This is a genomic window from Rhizobium sp. BK181, assembly GCF_014193305.1.
Taxonomy (GTDB): Bacteria; Pseudomonadota; Alphaproteobacteria; order Rhizobiales; family Rhizobiaceae; genus Rhizobium.
The window spans coordinates 181,686-202,488 of sequence record NZ_JACHZA010000003.1; the positions used below are offsets into that span (position 1 = coordinate 181,686).

A 20,803-nucleotide genomic window follows, 5' to 3' on the forward strand; every position below is an offset into this window, starting at 1 on the left:
ACAACGCGTCGTGTCCGAGTGCTGGCGCTGAGACATTTTGGGAAGAAAAATGGACAACCACGTTAATACGGCACCGATTGTCAGAAGTGGCTTCATAACAAAGAACCGGGTCGCGGTTTCGCTGCTGTTCCTCATCAACGGCTTCATCGTCGGCTGCTGGGCGCCGAAAATTCCCGAATTTGCTGAGCGCCTGCAACTCAGCAAGTTCCAGTTGGGATTAATGATTCTGGTTCTTGGTGTCGGTTCGCTTACTCTCATGCCAATCGCGGGATCACAAATCGCCCGCTATGGCTCGAAGCTTGTCGCGCAGATTGCGGCCGTTTGCCTTTTGCCAGCACTTCTGGCGCTGACGCTTGCGCCGAATGTTGTGACAGGGGCGATCTCGATCTTCCTGTTTGGCGGATTCATGGGCGCCATGGACGTTGCCATGAATGCCAACGCGGTTGCAGTCGAGCAATCGATGCGGCGCTCAATCATGTCCTCGTGCCACGCTTTCTGGAGCTTGGGTGGTTTGATCGGGGCTGGCCTTGGCGGCTTGCTGATCGCCACTGTTGGTGTGCTCTGGCATGCGGTGATTGCGACCTCATTGGCAGCGCTCGTGCTGGGCCTGGCTTGGAACATGATCCTCGCAGATCCTCCACATCCGGACGAGAAGAAGGAAAAGCTCCGGCTGCCAATGGTGCCGCTGCCCTGGTTGATTGGTCTGATGGCACTATTCTCGATGGTTCCCGAGGGCGCCGTGTTGGATTGGGGTGCGCTCTACCTGCGTCAGGAACTCGGCGCGTCGGTGGCACTTTCCGGCTTCGGCTTTGCGGCGTTTTCGCTGACGATGGCTGTGATGCGGTTTGGCGGCGACCTTGTTCGCGACCGGCTTGGCGGCGTGATGACGCTTCGGATCTGCACGTTGTTTGCAATCTCAGGCATGCTGCTCGCCGCATTCGCACCCAATGCGGAAATTGCAATCCTCGGCTTTGCACTGTGCGGGATCGGCATTTCGAACATGGTCCCAATCGCCTTTTCGGCTGCCGGCAATATTCCCGGCCTCCGCGCCGGCATCGGCCTCTCGGTTGTTACAACAATGGGCTATTCGGGCATGCTGGTGGCACCCTCCGCAATCGGCTTCGTGGCCGAACATATCGGCTTTAGCGTCGTGTTCATGGCTTTGCCTGTCTTGCTGGTTGTCGTCCTGCTGTTCTCGAACCTTGCACGTTATGCCGACGGCATATCGGGCGGCGGTCACTGAACGGCTCCAAGCAAAAGTGATGCGCGGGGCGGGTTGACAACAAAGCAGGCATGATCCACCTGAAAGACACGAATTTCAGGGGTTCAAGAACTCTCTATGTCTTCTGCTGCAGATTTTGATCCGAAGCCGCGCCGCGCATCCGTCGCCGTCGATGTTGGCGGCGTCATCGTGGGCGGCGGTGCGCCCGTTGTCGTTCAGTCAATGACGAACACCGACACGGCGGATATCGACTCCACGGTCGCCCAAGTGGCGGCTCTCTTCAAGGCCGGATCAGAGATCGTCCGCATTACTGTCGACCGCGACGAAAGTGCGGCAGCGGTTCCGAAGATTCGCGACCGGCTGTTGCGGCTCGGCATGGACGTGCCGCTCGTCGGTGACTTCCACTACATTGGTCACAAGCTTCTTGCCGATCATCCGGCCTGCGCGGAAGCGCTAGCGAAGTACCGTATCAATCCGGGCAACGTCGGCTTCAAGGACAAGAAGGACAAGCAGTTCGGCGACATCATCGAGATGGCGATCCGCTACGACAAGCCGGTGCGCATCGGTGTGAACTGGGGTTCGCTGGATCAGGAATTGCTGACGGCACTGATGGACCAGAACGCCGAGGCCGGCTCGCCGCTTTCGGCGCGCCAAGTGACCCGCGAGGCGATCGTGCAGTCCGCGCTGATCTCGGCCAATCTGGCCGAAGAGATCGGTTTGCCGCGTAACCGGATTATCCTCTCGGCCAAGGTCAGCCAGGTACAGGATCTGATCGCCGTCTATTCGATGCTCTCCGAACGCTCCGATCACGCGCTGCATCTCGGTCTTACCGAAGCCGGTATGGGTAGCAAGGGGATCGTCGCCTCATCGGCTGCCATGGGCTACGTCCTGCAACAGGGCATCGGCGATACCATCCGCGTATCGCTGACGCCGGAACCGAATGGTGACCGGACCCGTGAAGTGCAGGTTGCCCAAGAGCTGCTGCAGGTCATGGGCTTTCGCCAGTTTATCCCCGTTGTTGCGGCTTGTCCCGGCTGCGGCCGCACGACCTCGACCGTCTTCCAAGAATTGGCGCAGAACATCCAGAACGACATTCGCAAGAACATGCCGGTCTGGCGCGAGAAATATCCGGGTGTCGAGGCGCTCAACGTTGCGGTCATGGGCTGCATTGTCAACGGGCCGGGTGAAAGCAAGCACGCCGACATCGGGATCTCATTGCCTGGTACCGGTGAAACGCCGGCCGCGCCAGTGTTCATCGATGGTACCAAGGCATTGACGCTGCGCGGACCGAATATCGCTTCGGACTTCGAAGCATTGGTCGCTGACTATATCGAAAAGCGCTTCGGGCAGAAGACCGCTGCGGAATGAGGCTGGGGAAAGCCGTCAAATGCGGCTGGTCAGCAACTTCAGTCCGGCGACACAGTAGAAGGCGGCCATAGCCCCTTCGATCCAGCGGCGCAGATTGCGGTAAATCTTCAAGGCGTGTGGTGTCGAGAAGATCACTGCGTAGCCCATGAAGATGGCAAAGCCGGTCGTCATGCACATGCCGATGATCAAGCCGGCGACGGATGCCGGCGCGCCCTGAGGCATCCCGAGCGCGATGATCGCCAGCCAAGCGAAGATGGCTTTCGGGTTGGTGACGTGAATGCCATAACCGCGCAGCAACAGGGCGCGCGTCGTAAGGCTCTTTTGCACGACCGCCTGCGGCAGATCATCGTTGCCGCGCACAGCCCTGAAAGCCTTGTATGCGAGATACAGTAGATAGATGCCGCCGAATATCTTCAGGATCTGAAGCGCCATGGCATAGGTCTGGAGGATTGTTGCCAAGCCGAGAGCGGCAGCACAAGCCCAGGTGAACGAGCCCGCAAAGATGCCGAGCGAGATCGTCATGCCTGCCTTTCGGCCATGCGTCATCGACGTCGACACGATTGCCATGATCGCCGGGCCAGGGCTGATGACGGCAATCAGATAGGCGACATAGGCCGGCAGGATCTGCGGCAAATAGATCAGGATCTCACGCATCTGCGTTTCTTGTGCCCGGCGGTCAGTTGTTTCACCTGTTTGTGACTTGGCTCCCGACAGCCGGCAAGTGACTGTGCCCGATGTGTTGGCGGAAATATTGTCTCGGTGACGCTTTTCAGCTCTTTCGACCGGCGATGAAGCGAGCCGTCTCGGCCAGAATGGTACCGCGCTCCGAGTAGGGAGCCACCAATGCTTCGGCCGCGCGCACCTGCTCGGCAAGCTTGGCTTCCGCCCATGCCATGCCGTGCATTGCCACCAGCGTTCCTTTGCCGCGGCCGGCATCCTTGCCGGTCGCCTTGCCCATCGTGGCGGCATCGGAGGTGAGATCGAGAATGTCGTCGGCAAGCTGGAAGGCGAGGCCAATCCGCTCGCCGAACTGGCGCAATCGCACGCGATCCTCTGACGAGGCGCCGGCGATAATGGCGCCGGCCTCGCAAGCAAAACGGATGAGGGCGCCGGTTTTCATCGCCTGTAGGGTAACAATGCCTTGTTCATCCGGCGCCTGTTTCTCGGCCGCCAGGTCGAGAGCCTGCCCGCCTGCCATGCCGCCAATGCCGGCTGCGCGGGCCAGCGCCAACGTCAGCGTCACCTTAGCCTTATCCGGCAGGACGGTTTCGGGGGACGCGATGATGTCAAAAGCATAGGTCAGCAGACTGTCGCCGGCGAGAATGGCGGTCGCCTCGTCATAGGCGATGTGCACGGTCGGTTTGCCTCGACGCAGATCGTCGTCATCCATTGCCGGCAGATCGTCGTGAACGAGCGAATAACAGTGCACGCATTCAAGCGCCGCGCCCACGCGCAGAGCCGCATCCCTGTCGCCGCCGAGCAGCGATGCCGCCTCGACTACAAGGAAAGGCCGAAGTCGCTTGCCGCCGTTCAGGCTGGCATAGTGCATGGCTGAACGCAGCCGTTCCGGCCGGGCGATCTCGCCCTTCAACACGGATGGCGACAGCAGCGTCTCGAGCACAGCCTCGATTTCGCGCGCGGTGGCCGTCAATCTGGCTTCGAATGTTTCAGTGCTTGCGTCCATGGCGCGCTGTTTGGCATGAGCCGCCTTCTGCTGGCAACGGAATTGTCGATGGCGCGGCGAAGATTTCCTTTGTCTCTGGCAATGCCAGTTCGCAAACGGTATGGAGGAGAAGGGCAAGAGACTGGGTCGGGGAATTGGACATAACGCCGGAGAGAGAGGAAAGCATGACCGTGCCGCTTCACAGGCACGTGTTGTTTTGGCTTAAGAGCCGGCCGGTGATCATGCGCATCGTCGTCGCCTTGGCGGCGCTCGTCATTCTTCCCTATGTCCTGATTGTCCTTTATCTGCTGCCCTTCGTTCACCCCGTTTCCACGCTCATGCTGCGTGATCTGCTGTTGCTGCGTGGCTACGACCGTCAATGGGTGTCGCTCGATGATGTTTCTCCGGTTCTGGTTCAGTCGGTGATGATGTCGGAAGACGGGCAATACTGTTTCCACGGCGGCGTCGATTGGGGCGAGATGCAGATGCTTCTCGAGGATACACTGAGCGGCCAGGCGACCCGCGGCGGCAGCACGATCCCGATGCAGACGGTGAAGAACCTGTTTTTGTGGAATAGCCGGTCCTTCGTGCGCAAGGCGTTGGAGCTGCCATTGGCTGTGACGGCGGATTTCATCTGGTCGAAGCGGCGCCTGATGGAGATCTACCTCAACATTGCTGAATGGGGACCAGGGATCTATGGCATCGAGGCCGCGGCCCGCCACCATTTCAAGGTGCCGGCATCCAAACTGACCAGCCGGCAGGCCGCTCTTCTTGCCGTGTCGCTCCCCAATCCCTTTGATCGCAACGCGGGCAAGCCCGGTCGGGGATTGCGACGACTCGCCGGCCTCATCGAGCGACGCGCTCGCGGGTCGGGCGATTACATCAGATGCATTTATGATTGATATCGCAATAAGTCGTTGGTGTTGACGAGTGTCATCTGGCATTCGTTGCTTCAATACGATGAACGGAAATCCCGCCACCAGCGACTGGACTGCCGGCGACGATTTCTGCTTTTTCGCCCGCGCTTGAAGTTGCCGGCCTTCTGCGCTTTCAACGATATGAACCATTTCGAGGAGCGGCTGGTGTTCGCCCCTGTAGTGTAAACGGGAGATTCCATGGATAAACTTACGCTCTATATCGGCAACAAGAACTATTCTTCCTGGTCGTTTCGGCCATGGATCGCCATGACGGCTGCCGGCATTCCCTTTGAGGAGGTACTGGTTCCTTTCGATTTCGCCGCCGGCAATCCGCGCTTCAAGGAGTTCTCGCCGACCGGTCAGGTCCCCGTGCTTCAGCACGGCGATGTTCGTGTCTGGCAGTCGCTGGCGATCATCGAATATGTGGCCGAGCTTTTCCCGGAAGCCGGGATATGGCCGAGGGAGCGTGAGAGGCGAGGTGTTGCACGCGCCGTTTCTATGGAGATGCTGGCAGGTTTCAGGGCGCTGCGGAACGCTTGCCCGATGAATATCCGGCGGCCGAAGGGCAAGATCGCGCTTGCTGACGGCGTCATGGCCGACGTCGCCCGCATCGAGACGATCTGGCGGGACTTGCGGGCTCACTCCGGCGGACCGTTCCTGTTTGGCGGGTTTTCCGGAGCCGACGCGATGTTCGCGCCAGTTGTCAATCGTTTCGAGGTCTATGACCTAGTATCGGCCGGCGACACGCTAAGTTATATTGCAGCCGTCAAAGCGCATCCCGCCTGGAAAAAGTGGGAAGAGGCGGCGCGATCCGAGCCCTGGATTGTCGAGGAAGACGAGGTCTGAGCCGTGAATCGCAGGAATCTCAAAAAATAAGCTTGGGGACTGGTCAAGTACCCCTAAGGCATGTATAAGCGCGCAAAATTTCCGAAATCGCGATACGTCGTTTCGGCCGCCAGTCTGGCCGTTGGATGTGTTTGCCCGTGAAGTGGAGTAAGAGAAATGGCTGTACCGAAGAGAAAAACGAGCCCGTCCAAGCGCGGTATGCGCCGCTCTGCCGACGCGCTGAAGGCTGCGACCTACGTTGAAGACAAGAACTCCGGCGAACTGCGCCGTCCGCACCATATCGATCTGAAGACCGGTATGTATCGCGGCCGTCAGGTTCTGACGCCGAAGGAAAGCGCATAATACACGGGCGTTCTGCCTGCGTAGGACTTGCGAGGTCGGCCCTGTGCCGGCCTTTTGCTTTTTCGATCAGCAAATACTCGGCAAATACATTGTCGTGATATCTTGAAGTGATGCGGTTGTTTACGGCACTATTCTCCGGCTGAGGGGAGCTATGCCATATGTTCAATGCCGTACCACTGATGATTATTCCATTCATTCTTTACAATATGTCGATGCTTGGCCTGATGGGCGGCGGCGGGCTTCCTTCACTGGAAAACGACGTTATCGTTTTGTCCATGATTTCGGGAGCCATGTGGAGCATGTCGCTCGGCGATCTGTTCATCGTCGTCGCGCTTGCAGTGCTGTTCTTCGAAATACTGAAGGCGACGCGCAGTGACGGCAGCCTGACAAATCATATGTTGTCGATGCTTGTCTTCATCGCGTTCTTGGTCGAGTTTCTTCTCGTCCAGGATGCGGCCACCCAGGTTTTCTTCATCCTGATGACGATTGCATTGATCGATGTGATTGGCGGCTTTGCCGTATCTATTCGCACCGCCGGCCGCGACGTTTCGATCGGTCTCTGAGCTTAGAGATTATCGAGTTTGTTCTGAAGCGCGCGCAGCTGTTCTTTCAGCTCGTCGATGTCCTTTGCTTCCGCCTTACGGCTTTCCTTGGCCGGTGGGGTCATGAACGGCGAGAACATCTGCATGGCCTGCTGGAACATCTCGGTATTGCGGCGGACCTGATCTTCGACCATCTGCATCGGCAGTTGCAGATTCTTGCCCATCGGCGTTTCGCCGAAGGCGCGCGTAACCTGCTCGCGCATCTGAGACTGCTGCTCGGTAAAGGCGCGCATGGAATGTTCCAGGAAGCTTGGAACGACCATCTGCATCTGGTCACCATAGTAGGTGATCAGCTGGCGAAGGAAGGAGATCGGCAGCAGCGTGTTGCCCGTCTTGGATTCTTGCTCAAAAATGATCTGCGTCAGTACGGAGTGGGTAATATCGTCGCCGCTTTTCGCATCCTGGACCGTAAAATCCTCGCCCTTCTTCACCATCTCCGCCAGGTCTTCCAGTGTCACGTAAGTGCTGGTGCCTGTGTTGTAGAGGCGGCGATTGGCGTATTTCTTGATTACGATCTGCCCGTCATTCTTCGCCATATCAGTCTCCCGAAGCCCGTCTGATTGTTATGGAAATTCCTCCACCTAGGAATGTAGACGCAAACGAAGCCCGGTGACAATCTCTTTGTGCGATGCGGCAAGCCCTTTTACAGCAGAGATAATTTGCTTCAGCGTAAGTGATCCCTAAAATTGAATGACGCAGTCTTGTCGTTTGACTCGGCGATGAAGCTTTGTCAGTTTCCTCTAATCTGGTGGAGTTAACGAGGAGATTGTCATGTCGAGTTCATCCATCGTCATCGCTAGTGCAGGCCGCACTGCCGTTGGCTCATTTAATGGCGCCTTCGCGACTGTCCCGGCCCACGAATTGGGCGCGGCTGCGGTCAAGGGCGCATTGGAGCGTGCAGGTGTCGACGCCGGGGAAGTCGATGAGGTCATTCTCGGTCAGGTTCTCCCGGCAGGCGAAGGTCAGAACCCGGCCCGCCAGGCGGCGATGAAGGCGGGTATTCCGAAGGAAGCGACCGCCTGGGGTGTCAACCAGCTCTGCGGTTCGGGTCTTCGCGCCGTCGCGCTCGGCATGCAGCAAATCGCCCTCGGCGATGCAAAGATCATCGTCGCCGGCGGCCAAGAGTCGATGTCGATGGCGCCACATGCCGCGCATCTTCGCGGCGGCGTCAAAATGGGCGACATGAAAATGGTCGACACCATGATCAAGGATGGCCTGACGGACGCTTTCTACGGCTACCACATGGGCATTACTGCCGAGAACATTGCGCGCCAATGGCAGCTCTCCCGCGACGAGCAGGACCGATTTGCCGTCGCGTCGCAGAACAAGGCGGAAGCCGCGCAGAAGGCCGGCCGGTTCGCGGATGAAATCATTCCCTACGTCATCCAGACACGAAAGGGCGACGTGACTGTCGATGCCGACGAGTACATCCGGCACGGCGCGACGCTGGACTCGATGGCCAAGCTGCGTCCGGCCTTCGACAAGGAGGGCACGGTTACCGCGGCGAATGCCTCCGGCCTCAATGATGGCGCCGCCGCAGCTGTCCTGATGACCGAAGCCGAAGCCGCTCGTCGTGGCATCCAGCCGCTCGTCCGCATCGTCTCCTGGGCAACCGCAGGCGTTGATCCGCAGGTCATGGGGACCGGCCCCATCCCGGCATCGCGCAAGGCGCTGGAAAAAGCCGGTTGGTCCGTTGGTGATCTCGATCTCGTCGAAGCGAATGAGGCCTTCGCCGCCCAAGCCTGTGCGGTCAACAAGGACCTCGGCTGGGATCCGTCGATCGTCAACGTCAACGGCGGTGCGATCGCGATCGGCCATCCGATCGGCGCATCGGGTGCGCGGGTGCTCAACACGCTTCTCTTCGAGATGAAGCGTCGTGGCGCGAAAAAGGGACTGGCGACTCTTTGCATCGGTGGCGGCATGGGTGTCGCAATGTGTTTTGAAGCTCTTTGAATAGCAGGCAGTCCAACTATAACCTGAACCCCGCGAAATAGCGGGGCCTTCAAATGAGGGAGCGGAACATGAGCAGAGTGGCTGTTGTCACTGGTGGTACGCGCGGTATTGGCGCCGCGATTTCCGTCGCACTGAAGAATGCAGGCTATACAGTTGCCGCCAACTATGCCGGCAATGATGAAAAGGCGAACGCCTTTCATGGCGAAACAGGCATTCCCGTCTTCAAATGGGATGTTTCCGACTATGCATCATGCGGCGAGGGTATCGCGAAGGTCGAGGCGCAACTGGGTCCAGTCGATGTCCTAGTCAACAACGCCGGCATTACCCGGGACGCAATGTTCCACAAGATGACACCGCAGCAGTGGCACGAGGTCGTCAACACCAACCTCACCGGTCTTTTCAACATGACGCATCAGGTCTGGGGTGGGATGCGCGACCGAAGCTACGGGCGGATCGTCAACATCTCCTCGATCAATGGCCAGAAGGGGCAGATGGGGCAGGCGAATTACTCGGCTGCTAAGGCTGGTGACCTCGGGTTCACCAAGGCGCTTGCGCAGGAGGGTGCCGCCAAGAACATCACCGTGAACGCCATATGCCCCGGCTATATCGGCACGGAGATGGTTCTCGCGGTTCCGGAAAAAGTGCTGAACGAACGGATCATCCCGCAGATTCCGGTGGGTCGTCTCGGAGAACCTGAGGAAGTCGCGCGCTGCGTCGTCTTCCTGGTTTCCGACGACGCAGGCTTCATCACCGGATCGACGCTTAGCGCCAATGGTGGGCAGTTGTTCGTTTAGCGGATGGACGCCGTAAGGCCGTTATCGTGGCTCTCGACCTGCTGCGAATAGCGGCCTTGCTGGCTGCGCGTATCGTACGGATTCAAGTATGCCGCATAGGCCGCCATAACGATGGTCAACATTGCGGCCGCGCCGATAATTCTGGTCATTGCCCTGCACTCCAAATTCCCCACGAGGCATTCGTCGTTCAAGCCGGTGTCGATATTGGGGCCGATTTGAGGAATTATTTGGCTGTCTTTCAGCCCTTTGGGTGGCGTCTTGCCTTAGCCCAGACTGGTACCCTCTGCAGAGCGCGGTTTTCGCCGCGAAGGGCGGCTGTCGCTGTTGTCATGAAGGCGGCCGCAATGTGGATGGCGACCGCTGAATTCAAGGTGATCTCGGCCATCGGATCGTTCCTTTCAAAGCCGGCGGGACATGGACTCGCCGTGGTTGTTGAACGAATTATGCGCCTCATCGCTCCGGCGCGGTAGATTGAACTTTGACGACCGACTGTCGGTGTGGTGTTGACAATCGGGCGTCAGATGGACCTAGAGGTGAGGATTGCGGGGCCGATACTTCTTTACCAGTTGCTCGTTCACCGCCTTGGCACCGGGCATGTTGGCGCTGAGATAAATCGGTGCGTCGCCCTCTTTCGCCAATTCCGAGGCCACCTCAGCCAAGATCGCGTTGAGGACCGTTGCACCAATGGCGGTCGAAACTGGGCCGACCTTCAGCTCCGTACCGGGCAGCTCAATCACCGCATCGCCGGGAGGAAGGCCGTTGTCCAATACGACGTCGGCTATGTCCGCCAAGCGACGGCGGCCGTTTGCGACGGCACTGGAATAGGAGACCGAGGTGATCGCGATCACCTTGGCACCGATCTCGCGGCCGTAGTCGGCCGCTTCGATCGGCGCTGCATTCACGCCTGAGTTCGACGCGATGATAATGACGTCACCCGGCTGCATGCCATAACGCTCCAACACGGGTCGCACCAATCCTTCTGTTCGCTCGTAAACGGAACTGATTACCGCGCCCTCGTGCAGCATCGCGGAGCCGACAAGAATCGGAACGGTGAAAGCAAGCCCGCCTGCGCGGTAGTGCACCTCTTCCGCCAGCATATGCGAGTGGCCGGTGCCGAATACAAAGACGCGCTTGTCGTTGCGTGCAGCGTCCAGGATCGCATCGGCCGCCAAGGCCATTGGCCCAGCGAGACCGGTCTTCAAGGTTTCGAGCCGGCCGATCAGGTTGGAAAAATAGGCATCGGTGATCGCTGTCATCATGTCCTCGAGTTCTAGGCTGTTTCGCCGCTGATGAAGGTCCGCGTAACCTCCAGGGCGTCGGTCAGGTGCACCAGATCGGCCCGGGCGCCGGGCGAAAGGTGGCCGTAGCCTTCAAGGTTGAGGAAGCGCGCCGGGTAAAGCGTCGCCATGCGAAGCGCTTCCGCGAGTGTCAGTTCGAGATAGGTCACGCCATAGCGGATGGTGGACGCCATATCGACGTCGGAACCGGCAAGCGTGCCATCCGATAGGACCAGTTTTGAACAAAAGCCGCCGCGTTCGCGCCGGACGGTACGGCCGTTCAGTGTAAAGGAGTCCTTCTCGGAGCCAACCAGCGACATCGCGTCGGTGACGAAGAAGAGTTTGCCTTCGCCGCGCTTTGCGCGAAGAGCAGTCCGAAGCGCCTTCGGATCGACATGATGGCCATCGGCGATGATGCCGCACCAAACCGAAGGATGATCGATCGCCGCGCCGACGAGGCCCGGCGCTCGGTGGCCGAGTTGGCTCATGGCGTTGAAAAGATGGGTGACGCCGCGCGCGCCGGCATCAAAGCGCGTCTCTGCTGCTTCGCTGGAACAATCGGAATGGCCGATGCTGATGGTGACGCCGGCTTCGCTGAGTTCGCGCACCTGCTTCGCGGTGACTTGTTCAGCAGCCATTGTTACCAACAGGGTGCCGATAGCCTCCTTGGCCGAAATGAAGGCTTTCACGTCCTTTTCTTCGACCGGCCGCATAAGCTCGGCAAGATGGGCTCCCTTGCGCGCCGGTGCCAGGTGTGGACCTTCGAGGTGGAGGCCCGCGACGCCGCGGTTCGTCTTGACGGCTTCCTTGGCCGCTTCGATCGCTGCCGCCGTTGCATCCGCCGTATCGGTGATCAGCGTCGGTAGCAGAGCGGTCGTTCCGTAAGGTCGATGGCCGTCGGCAATCATGTACATGGAGGCGGGCGACGGCTCGTCGTTGAGCATCCTGCCGCCACCGCCATTCACCTGTGCGTCAATGAAGCCTGCGGAAAGCACACCACCGTCGAAGCGTATGTGATCGCCTTCCGGCAGTTCACCTGCCGCTGCAATGGCCTCGACGCGTCCGCCCGAGATGATGAGCGCTTTGTCGTCGTGAAAGCGCTGACCGTCGAAGATCCGCGCGCCGGAGAAGATCTTGCGAACCATCACATCGTCTCCGTGACCTTGAGCAGGTTGGCCGGCTTGTCCGGGTCGAAGCCCTTGCGGCGCGTTACCGACTCGATCAGGCGGTAGTAGACCAGCAGCGAAACGAGCGGGTCGAGCAGGCCACTTCCCGTCGTCGGTACCTGCAGATTGGTACCGGAGACCGGCTGGCCGGAGAACGGCACGGTCGTCGCGCCGAGCTTGCGTAGCCGCTCAAGCGCCTGGACGTTGTTGGCAAATGCCGGATCGTCAGGCGTAAAGGCGACAATCGGGAAGCCCGGTTGCACAAGCCGCATCGGACCATGCATCAGTTCGGCAAGCGAGAAGGCTTCCGCATGCAAACCGGCCGTTTCCTTGGCTTTCAGTGCCGCTTCGAGCGCAACAGCGAAGGCGGGACCACGACCCGCCGTATAGAGCGAACTTGCCTCAAATAAAATGTCCTCGGCTGCCTTCGTATCGATTCCGTTGGTCGCCTCAAGGGCGTCCGGCAGCTTTTCCAGCGAGGCGTGCAGATCGCGCTTGCCGCTGATGGCGGCGGTGACGCCGGAAAGGGCGGCGACCGAGGCGATGAAGGACTTGGTCGCCGCTACGCTCTTTTCCGGGCCTGCGTTGAGGCCGAGCACAATATCGGCCTGCTTGGCGAGTGGGCTGTCGGTGACGTTAACGACGGCGATGGTCGTTGCGCCGCCATGCTTCGCAGCCTCTTGCAAAGCGATGATGTCGGGGCTTGCTCCGGATTGCGACACCGTGAAGTGAATGCCGCCCTTCAGATGCAGAGACGCGCCGTAGACTGATGCGATCGACGGACCGATCGAAGCGACCGGCACGCCGCAGGTGATCTCGAACAGGTATTTGAAGAACGTCGCGGCGTGGTCCGAAGATCCGCGCGCTGCTGTGGTCACGACGCTCGGGGCGCCCGATGCAAACAGCTTCGCAATTGCGTCAAAGGCAGGCTTTTCGTTCTGGAGCAGTGTTGCGACGACCTCCGGCGATTGGCCGGCTTCTCGCAACATCAGCGAATGGGTTTCACTCATAAGTCATCTCCAATTCTTAATTCCGCGACAAAATCATATGCATCACCACGATAGTGGGAGCGGGTGTATTCGACGACACGCTGGTCTTCCAAGCGCGACACACGTTCGATCAGCAACGCTGGCGCACCGGCATTCACGTGCAGTGCAGCGGCCGACGACGGATCGAGAGTGACCGCCGTCAGCCTCTGCAGCGCTCGAACGGGGCGGTGACCGCTTGCCGTAAGCGCTTCGTAAAGGGACCCCTCGCCGCCACCATTTTCACCAAGGAATTTTATCGGCACGACGGCGCGTTCGATGGCCAGCGGCAGCCCGTCGGCAAGGCGCAGACGATCAAGCCGAAGGACGGGTTCGTCGAGCCCTAGGCCAAGCAGGAACGCTTCTTCAGGAGATGGCGTATTGACCGTCCGCGACAAGATCCTTGCGGCCGGCGCGCGTCCGCGTGAGCGCATGTCCGCGGAGAACGAGGAAAGTCGCCATAGCGACTGCTCCATGCGCTCGACTTTGCTGGAGACGAATGTGCCGCTTCCGTGTCGCGACTCGAGCACGCCTGAATTCATCAAGTCGCGATAGGCGGTCCGAACGGTCACGCGCCCCACCTTCAACGCTTCAGCCAGATCACGCTCGCCAGGCAGGGCCGTTCCAGGCTTCAACAATCCTTCCTGAATGAGGCCGGTCAGGGCCTGCCCCAGCCGCTTGTAGAGCGGTCCGGTCAGCGCTTCGTCGCGCAGGCCACGGCTCTTCAGTTCCGCCATCAGACTGGTTCTATCCATGTCGCCATAATAGAACCTATTTAGAACCAATCACAAGATCGAAAATCAGCTGGAAAAGAAAAAACCCTCGCAGGCGGCCTGTGAGGGTTTTCTTTGGTCGGGCAGGGAGCGCGCGTTAGCTCTTCGAGAAAATATAGTCCGTTTCCTGACGCAACACTTCGCCAGGGCGCAAAACAGCGTTGGGGAACCCCCGATGGTTGATTGCATCCGGCCAGACTTGCGTTTCCAGGCAGAAGCCGGCGAAGGGGCCGTATTTGCGCCCATCAAGGCCGGGAACGGTCACATCGAGTTTGAAGGCGGCATAGAACTGCACGCCGGGCTCCGTCGTGCGCACCTCCAGCGAAACGCCTGAATTCAGGCTGCGGGCGAGCGCGACAGACCGCTTCGCCGTTCTATCCTGGGAGAGGCAGAAATTATGATCGTAGAGCGCCTGCTCACTGCCGTCGAATCGCTTCATCGGGGACATCTCGCGGAAGTCGAAGACGGTTCCGGCAACGGATCGGATTTCTCCCGTCGGAACCTGCAGCTCATCAGTGACGAGATAGCCGTCAGCCGCGATCATGATGTCGTGGCCGAGTGCATCGTCACGGCCGTCGAGGTTGAAGTAGGTGTGTTGGCAAACATTGGCGATCGTAGGCTGGTCGCTGATCGTTTCGTAGATGACGGACAGTTCGCCGTCGCCATGGACCCGGTACGTGGCCTGGATGGTGCAATTGCCGGGGTAGCCGGCGCGCCCGTCCACATCGACGATCTTCAGGACGACACGGTCGACGTCATGCTCGACGATTGTCCAGTTTTGCTGAGCGATATTGCCGTTGCCGCCATGAAGATGCGTCACGCCCTTCTCGTTGAGATCGAGCTGATACTTCACGCCGTCCAAGGTGAATTTGCCGCCACCGATGCGGTTCGCGCAGCGGCCTGGTGTCGCACCAAAATAGGAGGAGTGAGTCGGGTAGCTGTCGAAGTCGTCGAAGCCGAGCACGAGGGGCGCCTCGTGGCCGTCGAGGCGGAGATCCTGAATAACGGCGCCCCAGGTTAGAACCTTGGCCGTCAACCCACCGCCTTTGATCTCAACGCGATGGACGGTTTCGTCCGATTTGGTCTGCCCGAAAACTTCCCGTTTCAACATTTCCGCCATAGCGACTGTCCTGATATACCTTCAAGTGAGGCAGGAACGTGCCCCCATTTGCCGCAAACCGCAACGGGTGTGCCGCAAAAAAGTAATACTTTCAGTTTGCCCGCACTTCTTCAGCGTTGTGCTAACGCCGGCACGCTTTAGGCGTCCTTGCCGATATCGTTGAGATCGTAAGGGGTGGTTTGGTAGATCTCGTTGATCCAGTTGCCAAACAACAGATGAGCGTGGCTGCGCCAGCGGTTCTGCGGCGTCAGCGAGGGATCGTTATGCGGGAAATAGTTGTGCGGCATCTTGATCGGCACGCCGGCATTCACGTCGCGAAAATACTCGTCGGACAGGGACGTTGAATCATACTCCACGTGATTGAACATGTAGAGCCGCTTGCCCTTCCGCTCATGCACGAGGCAGACGCCCATCTCGCTGGATTCCATCAGGATCTCCAGGTTCTCCGACTTCTCGATATCGTCGCGGCGAACCTCGGTCCAACGCGAAACGGGAACCTCGAAATTGTCCGAGAAACCGTTCAAGTAGACCGACGATGGCTTCAAGTTCCGGTGGCGGTAAACGCCGAAAGCCTTCTCCTTGAGTTCGTACTTAGGAACACCGTGGAAGTGATAGATGGCGGCCATCGCACCCCAGCAGACGTTCATCGATGAATGGACATTGGTTTCCGTCCAGTCGAAAATCTGCTGCATTTCGCCCCAATAGTTCACATCCTCGTAGGGCAGCGTCTCGATGGGCGCGCCGGTAGTGATGAAGCCATCGAACTTGCGGTGCTTCACTTCCTCCCACGTCTGATAGAAGGCGAGAAGATGGTCTTCCGAGGTGTTTTTTGCTTTGTGATTACCGACGCGAATGAGCGAAAGCTCGACCTGCAGCGGAGAGGCGCCGACCAGGCGAGCCATCTGCAACTCCGTCTTGATCTTGTTCGGCATGAGGTTGAGCAGGCCGATCTGCAGCGGCCGGATGTCCTGACGGATCGCCACCGTCTCGGTCATCACGCGCACGCCTTCCTGAACCAGGGTTTCGAACGCAGGCAAGGTATCGGGGATCTTGATGGGCATTGCGGTCACTCGATCAAAACAACGAATACATCGCTATCGGTCCGCACGCGGCCCTTTAGCAACTTCTTTAACGTGGCTGCAAGCCGGCCGGCCAAATCACCACGGAGCGTTTTAAATAGCGCTAGTCCTTCAGCGAATCAATTGCCTAAACGAATGGATGGGTCGATGTGAAGTCACTGCCGCGTTAATGACTGCTAGAATCTGTTGGTGGACACGGGGAGTCACCATGGTTATTGAAATAGAATGACGGCTAGGGACGCGTAATGGCAGATGACCTCGAAGGCAGGCCAAGCATTCAAGGGCAGGACAGAGTAGGGTACGACCTGAGCCTGGGCTATCGCTTGAAGGTGATGTTCTCGGCTTTCTGGCATTCACCGGTGCGAGGAAAGGTGCTGGTGATCGCGCCGGCGCTGATTGGCATCATTCTCGCCACTGCCTATGCGACCGTGATCCTCAACCAGTGGAACGCCCCGTTTTACGACAGCATCGCTCGACGAGATCTGCCTGGGTTTTTCCATCAGTTGAAGGTCTTCGCGGTGATTGCGGGCATTCTGCTGCTGCTCAACGTCGTGCAGGCCTGGCTCAATCAGATGACCGCAGTCTACATGCGCGAGGGCCTGACGCGGGACCTAGTCAGCCAGTGGCTTCAGCGCAAGCGTGCTCTCCGTCTCTCGGCCAGCGGCCTGATCGGCGTCAATCCCGATCAGCGTCTGCATGAGGATGCGCGCAACCTCGCTGAAAGCACCACAAGCCTCATGATCGGGCTGGTGCAAGCGACGATCCTGCTCATCAGTTTCATCGGCGTGCTATGGGACCTGTCCAGCGGCTTTGTCTTCCGTTTCGGCGCGCATTCCTTTTCCATTCCAGGTTATATGGTCTGGGCAGCCATTTTCTACGCGGCATCCGCATCCATTCTCAGCCAGCTGGTGGGTCGCAAGCTTGTAAAGCTGAACGCGGATCGCTTCTCGAAGGAGGCGGAACTGCGCTTCGCGTTGATGCATGCCAACGAGAACATGCCGGCTATCACCGTCGCTCGAGGGGAAGAAAACGAGCAGAAGCGTATCAATACCGACATCAGTGCGGTGCTCACCGTTATCAAGCGGGTAGCGATGGCCAATGTCAATCTGACCTGGGTATCGGCCGGTTACGGCTGGCTCGTCGTTGTTATCCCGATCATCGTCGCAGCACCGGCCTATTTCTCTGGCGGATTGACGTTCGGGCAGTTGATGGTGTCGGTCGGCGCCTTCAACCAGGTCAACACCGCCCTTCGCTGGTATGTCGCGAACTTCGGTCCCATTGCCGAATGGCGTGCCACGCTGATGCGTGTCACCGATTTTCGTCAGGCTCTTACCAGCATGAACGACGAGATCAACATGAGGGGCACGATCAAGTACGAGCGGAATCCTCCCGGAACTCTGACGCTCGATCATGTCCGGATCGCCGCCAAGATCGGCGAAGAGATCGACCAGTGCGGTGGCTTCCGTATCCAGGAAGGCGCGGTGACGATCAAGGCCGGTGAGAAGATCATGATCAACGGCGATCACAACGTGAACCGCAAGCTGCTTTTCCTTGCGCTTTCCGAACTCTGGCCCTGCGGTGGCGGCAAGATCGGCCTGCCGCCCGCGGATGACATGCTGTTCGTCCCGCAGTCGGCCTACATCCCGGGCGGCACGCTTCGCGAAGCGCTAGCGTTTCCGGAGCCCGTGGAGACTTATCAGAATGCCGACGTCGTGGTGGCATTGGAGAGGGCCGGCCTTCACAATCTGGTTTCCCGACTTGATACGCGAGCCCGCTGGGACAAGCTGCTCGATTCCGATGAGCAGCGGGCTATAGGCTTCGCGCGCTTGCTTCTTGTACGCCCGAAGTGGATTGTCTTCGATGAAGTGCTGGAAGGCATGGAGCCGGAATGGCAGTCCACAATGATGGAGGTTCTTGCGTCCATGCCGGAGGCGGCGATGATCTATATCGGCCGGTCAGACACATACGTCGAGACCTTCAAGCCTCGTGTGCTGCATCTGGAGGCTTTGCACGCGAAGCCGGAGGCGAAGGTGGTGACAAAAGCAGCAAACGCGCCCGCGCCCGTCGTCTGACGACCTACATCGGCGGGACGACGCCGTTTGTGCCGACCGTTACGTTTGTGGCGGACACTGTCCCGTCAGGTGCCTTCTGACCCATCACGATCACACGCGCGCCGGCGACGAGGTCGGCCTTGTCAGCCGGAGCGAAGGTGACAATCGGTGTATCATCGGCGATGGATATCGTCTTTTCCTTGCCCTGATAGGTGAGCGTGATGGTATGGCCATCGACTGCCTTGACGGCCTTCGCGACGGTGGCGTTGGTCATCGTGCTGTTTGGCTTCAGGTCCCAGGGGCGACTGCCTTCGCCGGTGCCCTTCATTGCGGCCGGGAAGATCAGCACTTCAAGAGCGCCGTCGCCGCCGTCGGCTCTCGGCAGCGACGCAACGCCAACGAAATCGCCCTGCTTGATGTCTTCGACGGAAGCTTTCTTGATGCCGCGGACCTTCCAATCCGGCTTCAATGTCACCGTTTGCTCGGTGCCTTCTCGCGTCTTTACCACCAGCGTGTTGCCGTTCAGGCTCTCAATGGCTCCACGCACGCGCTGCGCTTCCTGCGCAAGCGCTAAGTGCGATGCAATAGTTAGGAAACCCGCGGCCCAGATGAGCGCGGTCGATGTCTTGAGAATGTATGGCATGATGTGCTTCCTTGCCTCGTGCAAGTTGCGGATAGGCAAGCTTAATCTTGCCAATCGCGGACTGACGAATCAATGAAACGTGAAAATCAAGTTACGCAGATACAGTGCGATCAGGTCGAAGGGGCGCGAAGGCTCAGCCCTCCAATTCCTCCCGAAGCATCTCGAGCTCCAGCCATTCCTCTTCCATCTTCGTCAGGCTGCCACGGAGCTTCTCCATCTCCGCCGCAAGCTGGTTGAAGGTTGTGGGATCCCTGGTGAACAGGCTGGGGTCGGCCATGCGCTCCTCGCGTTTCGCAATCTCGGCCTCTGCCTTGGCCATTTCCTTCGGAAGATTCTCGAGTGCGAACTTTTGTTTGAAGGAAAGTTTGCCCTTTGCTTTTGCCGTCTCGGAGGAGGCTGCTGTTTCCTGGGGCTTCGCTCGCTCCGCCGCCTTTTCGGCCTTTCTTCGCTCTTCGATGGCGCCTTTTCGTTGCGCGAGCATGTCCGAGTAGCCGCCTGCATATTCAATCCAGCGACCGTCCGGCGCATCCGGCACAGCAGGTGCAATGGTCGAGGTCACCGTGCGGTCTAGGAAGTCGCGGTCGTGGCTGACGAGGATCACGGTGCCGGGGAAGCCCGCGACGATTTCCTGCAGCAGATCTAGCGTCTCGATATCAAGGTCGTTGGTCGGCTCGTCGAGGATTAATAGGTTCGCCGGGCGCGACATGATGCGGGCGAGCATCAGCCGCGCGCGCTCGCCGCCCGAAAGGCTCCTGATCGGCGTGCGGGCCTGTTCCGGCTGGAACAGGAATTCCTTCATATAACCGGTCACGTGCCGCTGCTCGCCGTTGACGAGGAGGTTCTCGCCGCGGCCATCCGTCAGGTAATGGGCGAGCGTCTCTTCCGGATTGAGGTCCTCGCGCTTCTGATCGAGCGTCGCGATCTCCAGATTGGTTCCGAGCTTGACGGTGCCGCTATCCGGCGCCAGCTGGCCGGTCAGCATCTTCAGCAGCGTGGTTTTGCCGGCGCCGTTCGGGCCAACGAGACCGATGCAATCACCGCGATGTACGCGAATGGAGAAGGGGGTAACAATCGGCCGGTCGCCGAAGGTCTTCGTGATCTTCTCGGCCTCGATGACGAGCTTGCCGGACTCCTGCGCGTCCGAAACCGTAGCCTGCACGGTGCCCTGTGGGCCTTTGTGGCCACGATATTGCGAACGCATCGTCTGCAACTCACCAAGGCGGCGCATGTTGCGCTTGCGCCGGGCCGTGACGCCGTAGCGTAGCCAATGCTCTTCGCGCTCGATTGCCTTGCCGAGCTTATGCTGCTCAAGCTCTTCCGCTTCCAACACTTGGTCTCGCCAGGCTTCAAAATGAGCGAAGCCCCTGTCGAGCCGTCGCGAGGTGCCGCGGTCGAGCCAGACAGTTGCCGTTGAAACCTTCTCGAGGAAGCGCCGGTCGTGGGAGATCAGGACGAGCGCACTACGGCTCTTCTGGAGTTCGCCTTCCAGCCATTCGATGGTCGGCAGGTCGAGATGGTTGGTCGGTTCGTCGAGGAGGAGGATGTCGGGCTCCGGCGCAAGCACACGCGCGAGCGCTGCACGACGCGCTTCGCCGCCTGACAGGTTTTTGGGATCCTCCTCGCCGGTGAGGCCGAGATGCGAGAGCAGATAGGTGACACGGTAGTGATCGTCGCCCGGGCCGAGGCCGGCCTCGGCATAAGCCTGCACGGTCTTGAAGCTGGCAAAATCGGGCGCCTGTTCGAGATAACGCACGGTTGACGAAGGATGGCGGAACACCTCTCCCGACTGCGCTTCGACGAGTCCGGCAGCGATCTTCAGCAACGTCGACTTTCCGGAGCCGTTGCGGCCGACGAGGCAGATCTTGTCCCCGGGCTCGACCTGCAGCGCGGCACCGGCGAGCAACGGCGTGCCGCCGAAGCTGAGAAAGACGTCGTCGAGTTTCAGGATGGGGGGCGCCAAAG

General features: G+C 59.4%; 22 protein-coding genes and 1 riboswitch. Of the genes, 9 read left to right on the top strand and 13 right to left on the bottom strand.

Annotation, left to right across the window (positions count from 1 at the left end; all coding sequences use genetic code 11):
• Window positions 1–49: 49 nt before the first annotated feature.
• Complete coding sequence (locus FHT77_RS10780; RefSeq protein WP_183755056.1) at window positions 50–1,243, top strand: MFS transporter; 1,194 nt, start codon at window positions 50–52, stop codon at window positions 1,241–1,243.
• Window positions 1,244–1,339: 96 nt separating this feature from the next.
• Window positions 1,340–2,590: a flavodoxin-dependent (E)-4-hydroxy-3-methylbut-2-enyl-diphosphate synthase gene (gene ispG / locus FHT77_RS10785; protein WP_183755057.1), complete on the top strand. Its 1,251-nt coding sequence runs from the start codon at window positions 1,340–1,342 to the stop codon at window positions 2,588–2,590.
• Window positions 2,591–2,605: 15 nt separating this feature from the next.
• On the opposite strand, the gene FHT77_RS10790 is transcribed toward ispG, so the two are convergent.
• Window positions 2,606–3,244: a LysE family translocator gene (locus tag FHT77_RS10790; RefSeq protein WP_183755059.1), complete on the bottom strand. Its 639-nt coding sequence runs from the start codon at window positions 3,242–3,244 to the stop codon at window positions 2,606–2,608.
• A gap of 115 nt (window positions 3,245–3,359) precedes the next feature.
• Window positions 3,360–4,274, bottom strand: coding sequence for a polyprenyl synthetase family protein (locus FHT77_RS10795; RefSeq protein WP_183755061.1), 915 nt, complete (start codon window positions 4,272–4,274; stop codon window positions 3,360–3,362).
• 134 nt (window positions 4,275–4,408) lie between these two features.
• Here FHT77_RS10795 and mtgA point away from each other — a divergent pair, with 134 nt between their 5' ends.
• The 4 genes from mtgA to FHT77_RS10815 all read left to right on the top strand — a co-directional run bounded on the left by mtgA (window position 4,409) and on the right by FHT77_RS10815 (window position 6,921).
• A complete protein-coding gene (gene mtgA, locus FHT77_RS10800; protein WP_183755063.1) occupies window positions 4,409–5,155 on the top strand; it encodes a monofunctional biosynthetic peptidoglycan transglycosylase in 747 nt (248 codons plus the stop codon).
• A gap of 213 nt (window positions 5,156–5,368) precedes the next feature.
• Entirely contained in the window at window positions 5,369–6,016 is a 648-nt protein-coding gene (locus tag FHT77_RS10805; protein WP_183755065.1) for a glutathione S-transferase family protein, read from the top strand.
• 156 nt (window positions 6,017–6,172) lie between these two features.
• On the top strand, window positions 6,173–6,358 hold the full coding sequence (gene rpmF / locus FHT77_RS10810) for a 50S ribosomal protein L32 (protein WP_016556742.1): 186 nt from the start codon (window positions 6,173–6,175) through the stop codon (window positions 6,356–6,358).
• Window positions 6,359–6,516: 158 nt separating this feature from the next.
• Window positions 6,517–6,921: a hypothetical protein gene (locus tag FHT77_RS10815; protein ID WP_183755067.1), complete on the top strand. Its 405-nt coding sequence runs from the start codon at window positions 6,517–6,519 to the stop codon at window positions 6,919–6,921.
• Window positions 6,922–6,923: 2 nt separating this feature from the next.
• On the opposite strand, the gene phaR is transcribed toward FHT77_RS10815, so the two are convergent.
• Entirely contained in the window at window positions 6,924–7,496 is a 573-nt protein-coding gene (phaR, locus tag FHT77_RS10820) for a polyhydroxyalkanoate synthesis repressor PhaR (protein WP_016556740.1), read from the bottom strand.
• A gap of 235 nt (window positions 7,497–7,731) precedes the next feature.
• Between phaR and FHT77_RS10825 the strand changes: the two genes are divergently transcribed.
• Together FHT77_RS10825 and FHT77_RS10830 are read left to right on the top strand one after the other, a co-directional pair.
• Window positions 7,732–8,913: an acetyl-CoA C-acetyltransferase gene (locus FHT77_RS10825; protein ID WP_183755068.1), complete on the top strand. Its 1,182-nt coding sequence runs from the start codon at window positions 7,732–7,734 to the stop codon at window positions 8,911–8,913.
• A gap of 68 nt (window positions 8,914–8,981) precedes the next feature.
• Window positions 8,982–9,707 (top strand): beta-ketoacyl-ACP reductase, encoded by a 726-nt coding sequence (locus tag FHT77_RS10830; RefSeq protein WP_183755070.1) that lies wholly within the window; start codon window positions 8,982–8,984, stop codon window positions 9,705–9,707.
• Here the strand turns inward: FHT77_RS10830 and FHT77_RS10835 are convergent.
• From FHT77_RS10835 to metA, 8 genes are all read right to left on the bottom strand, one after another.
• Window positions 9,704–9,856, bottom strand: a complete 153-nt coding sequence (locus FHT77_RS10835) for a hypothetical protein (RefSeq protein WP_183755071.1) — start codon at window positions 9,854–9,856, stop codon at window positions 9,704–9,706. The two genes, FHT77_RS10830 and FHT77_RS10835, sit on opposite strands and share 4 nt — an antisense overlap.
• Window positions 9,857–9,945: 89 nt before the next feature.
• Window positions 9,946–10,092: a hypothetical protein gene (locus FHT77_RS10840; RefSeq protein ID WP_183755072.1), complete on the bottom strand. Its 147-nt coding sequence runs from the start codon at window positions 10,090–10,092 to the stop codon at window positions 9,946–9,948.
• Window positions 10,093–10,234: 142 nt separating this feature from the next.
• Window positions 10,235–10,963, bottom strand: a complete 729-nt coding sequence (locus FHT77_RS10845) for an SIS domain-containing protein (protein WP_183755073.1) — start codon at window positions 10,961–10,963, stop codon at window positions 10,235–10,237.
• Between the two features lie 14 nt (window positions 10,964–10,977).
• Window positions 10,978–12,129 carry an N-acetylglucosamine-6-phosphate deacetylase gene (gene nagA, locus FHT77_RS10850; RefSeq protein ID WP_183755074.1) on the bottom strand — a complete coding sequence of 384 codons (1,152 nt, stop codon included), beginning with the start codon at window positions 12,127–12,129 and terminating at the stop codon, window positions 10,978–10,980.
• The gene (locus FHT77_RS10855; protein WP_183755075.1) at window positions 12,129–13,160 is read right to left on the bottom strand and encodes an SIS domain-containing protein; all 1,032 of its coding nucleotides are present in this window, start codon (window positions 13,158–13,160) and stop codon (window positions 12,129–12,131) included. Before FHT77_RS10855 ends, nagA begins: the two co-directional genes overlap by 1 nt.
• Window positions 13,157–13,930, bottom strand: a complete 774-nt coding sequence (locus tag FHT77_RS10860; protein WP_040675493.1) for a GntR family transcriptional regulator — start codon at window positions 13,928–13,930, stop codon at window positions 13,157–13,159. Before FHT77_RS10860 ends, FHT77_RS10855 begins: the two co-directional genes overlap by 4 nt.
• A gap of 115 nt (window positions 13,931–14,045) precedes the next feature.
• Window positions 14,046–15,068, bottom strand: a complete 1,023-nt coding sequence (locus FHT77_RS10865; protein ID WP_183755076.1) for an aldose epimerase family protein — start codon at window positions 15,066–15,068, stop codon at window positions 14,046–14,048.
• A 137-nt stretch (window positions 15,069–15,205) separates the two neighbouring features.
• A complete protein-coding gene (metA, locus tag FHT77_RS10870; protein WP_183755077.1) occupies window positions 15,206–16,129 on the bottom strand; it encodes a homoserine O-succinyltransferase in 924 nt (307 codons plus the stop codon).
• 35 nt (window positions 16,130–16,164) lie between these two features.
• Window positions 16,165–16,242: riboswitch (SAM riboswitch) on the bottom strand.
• A gap of 150 nt (window positions 16,243–16,392) precedes the next feature.
• Between metA and FHT77_RS10875 the strand changes: the two genes are divergently transcribed.
• Window positions 16,393–18,219: an ABC transporter ATP-binding protein/permease gene (locus FHT77_RS10875; RefSeq protein WP_183755078.1), complete on the top strand. Its 1,827-nt coding sequence runs from the start codon at window positions 16,393–16,395 to the stop codon at window positions 18,217–18,219.
• Between the two features lie 4 nt (window positions 18,220–18,223).
• Here the strand turns inward: FHT77_RS10875 and FHT77_RS10880 are convergent, their stop codons facing one another.
• Complete coding sequence (locus FHT77_RS10880) at window positions 18,224–18,841, bottom strand: DUF5666 domain-containing protein (RefSeq protein ID WP_183755079.1); 618 nt, start codon at window positions 18,839–18,841, stop codon at window positions 18,224–18,226.
• Between the two features lie 133 nt (window positions 18,842–18,974).
• Entirely contained in the window at window positions 18,975–20,801 is a 1,827-nt protein-coding gene (locus tag FHT77_RS10885) for an ABC-F family ATP-binding cassette domain-containing protein (RefSeq protein WP_183755080.1), read from the bottom strand.
• Window positions 20,802–20,803: the final 2 nt, after the last annotated feature.

Bases quoted from the DNA above. Each gene is read 5' to 3' on its own strand.
- FHT77_RS10860 (WP_040675493.1), bottom strand. From the start codon at position 13,930: ATGGATAGAACCAGTCTGATGGCGGAACTGAAGAGCCGTGGCCTGCGC.
- FHT77_RS10880 (WP_183755079.1), bottom strand. From the start codon at position 18,841: ATGCCATACATTCTCAAGACATCGACCGCGCTCATCTGGGCCGCGGGT.
- FHT77_RS10835 (WP_183755071.1), bottom strand. From the start codon at position 9,856: ATGACCAGAATTATCGGCGCGGCCGCAATGTTGACCATCGTTATGGCG.
- ispG (WP_183755057.1), top strand. From the start codon at position 1,340: ATGTCTTCTGCTGCAGATTTTGATCCGAAGCCGCGCCGCGCATCCGTC.
- FHT77_RS10795 (WP_183755061.1), bottom strand. From the start codon at position 4,274: ATGGACGCAAGCACTGAAACATTCGAAGCCAGATTGACGGCCACCGCG.
- FHT77_RS10790 (WP_183755059.1), bottom strand. From the start codon at position 3,244: ATGCGTGAGATCCTGATCTATTTGCCGCAGATCCTGCCGGCCTATGTC.
- FHT77_RS10845 (WP_183755073.1), bottom strand. From the start codon at position 10,963: ATGACAGCGATCACCGATGCCTATTTTTCCAACCTGATCGGCCGGCTC.
- FHT77_RS10865 (WP_183755076.1), bottom strand. From the start codon at position 15,068: ATGGCGGAAATGTTGAAACGGGAAGTTTTCGGGCAGACCAAATCGGAC.
- metA (WP_183755077.1), bottom strand. From the start codon at position 16,129: ATGCCCATCAAGATCCCCGATACCTTGCCTGCGTTCGAAACCCTGGTT.
- FHT77_RS10825 (WP_183755068.1), top strand. From the start codon at position 7,732: ATGTCGAGTTCATCCATCGTCATCGCTAGTGCAGGCCGCACTGCCGTT.
- phaR (WP_016556740.1), bottom strand. From the start codon at position 7,496: ATGGCGAAGAATGACGGGCAGATCGTAATCAAGAAATACGCCAATCGC.
- FHT77_RS10855 (WP_183755075.1), bottom strand. From the start codon at position 13,160: ATGAGTGAAACCCATTCGCTGATGTTGCGAGAAGCCGGCCAATCGCCG.
- FHT77_RS10875 (WP_183755078.1), top strand. From the start codon at position 16,393: ATGGCAGATGACCTCGAAGGCAGGCCAAGCATTCAAGGGCAGGACAGA.
- FHT77_RS10840 (WP_183755072.1), bottom strand. From the start codon at position 10,092: ATGGCCGAGATCACCTTGAATTCAGCGGTCGCCATCCACATTGCGGCC.
- FHT77_RS10815 (WP_183755067.1), top strand. From the start codon at position 6,517: ATGTTCAATGCCGTACCACTGATGATTATTCCATTCATTCTTTACAAT.
- rpmF (WP_016556742.1), top strand. From the start codon at position 6,173: ATGGCTGTACCGAAGAGAAAAACGAGCCCGTCCAAGCGCGGTATGCGC.
- FHT77_RS10780 (WP_183755056.1), top strand. From the start codon at position 50: ATGGACAACCACGTTAATACGGCACCGATTGTCAGAAGTGGCTTCATA.
- nagA (WP_183755074.1), bottom strand. From the start codon at position 12,129: ATGGTTCGCAAGATCTTCTCCGGCGCGCGGATCTTCGACGGTCAGCGC.
- FHT77_RS10830 (WP_183755070.1), top strand. From the start codon at position 8,982: ATGAGCAGAGTGGCTGTTGTCACTGGTGGTACGCGCGGTATTGGCGCC.
- FHT77_RS10805 (WP_183755065.1), top strand. From the start codon at position 5,369: ATGGATAAACTTACGCTCTATATCGGCAACAAGAACTATTCTTCCTGG.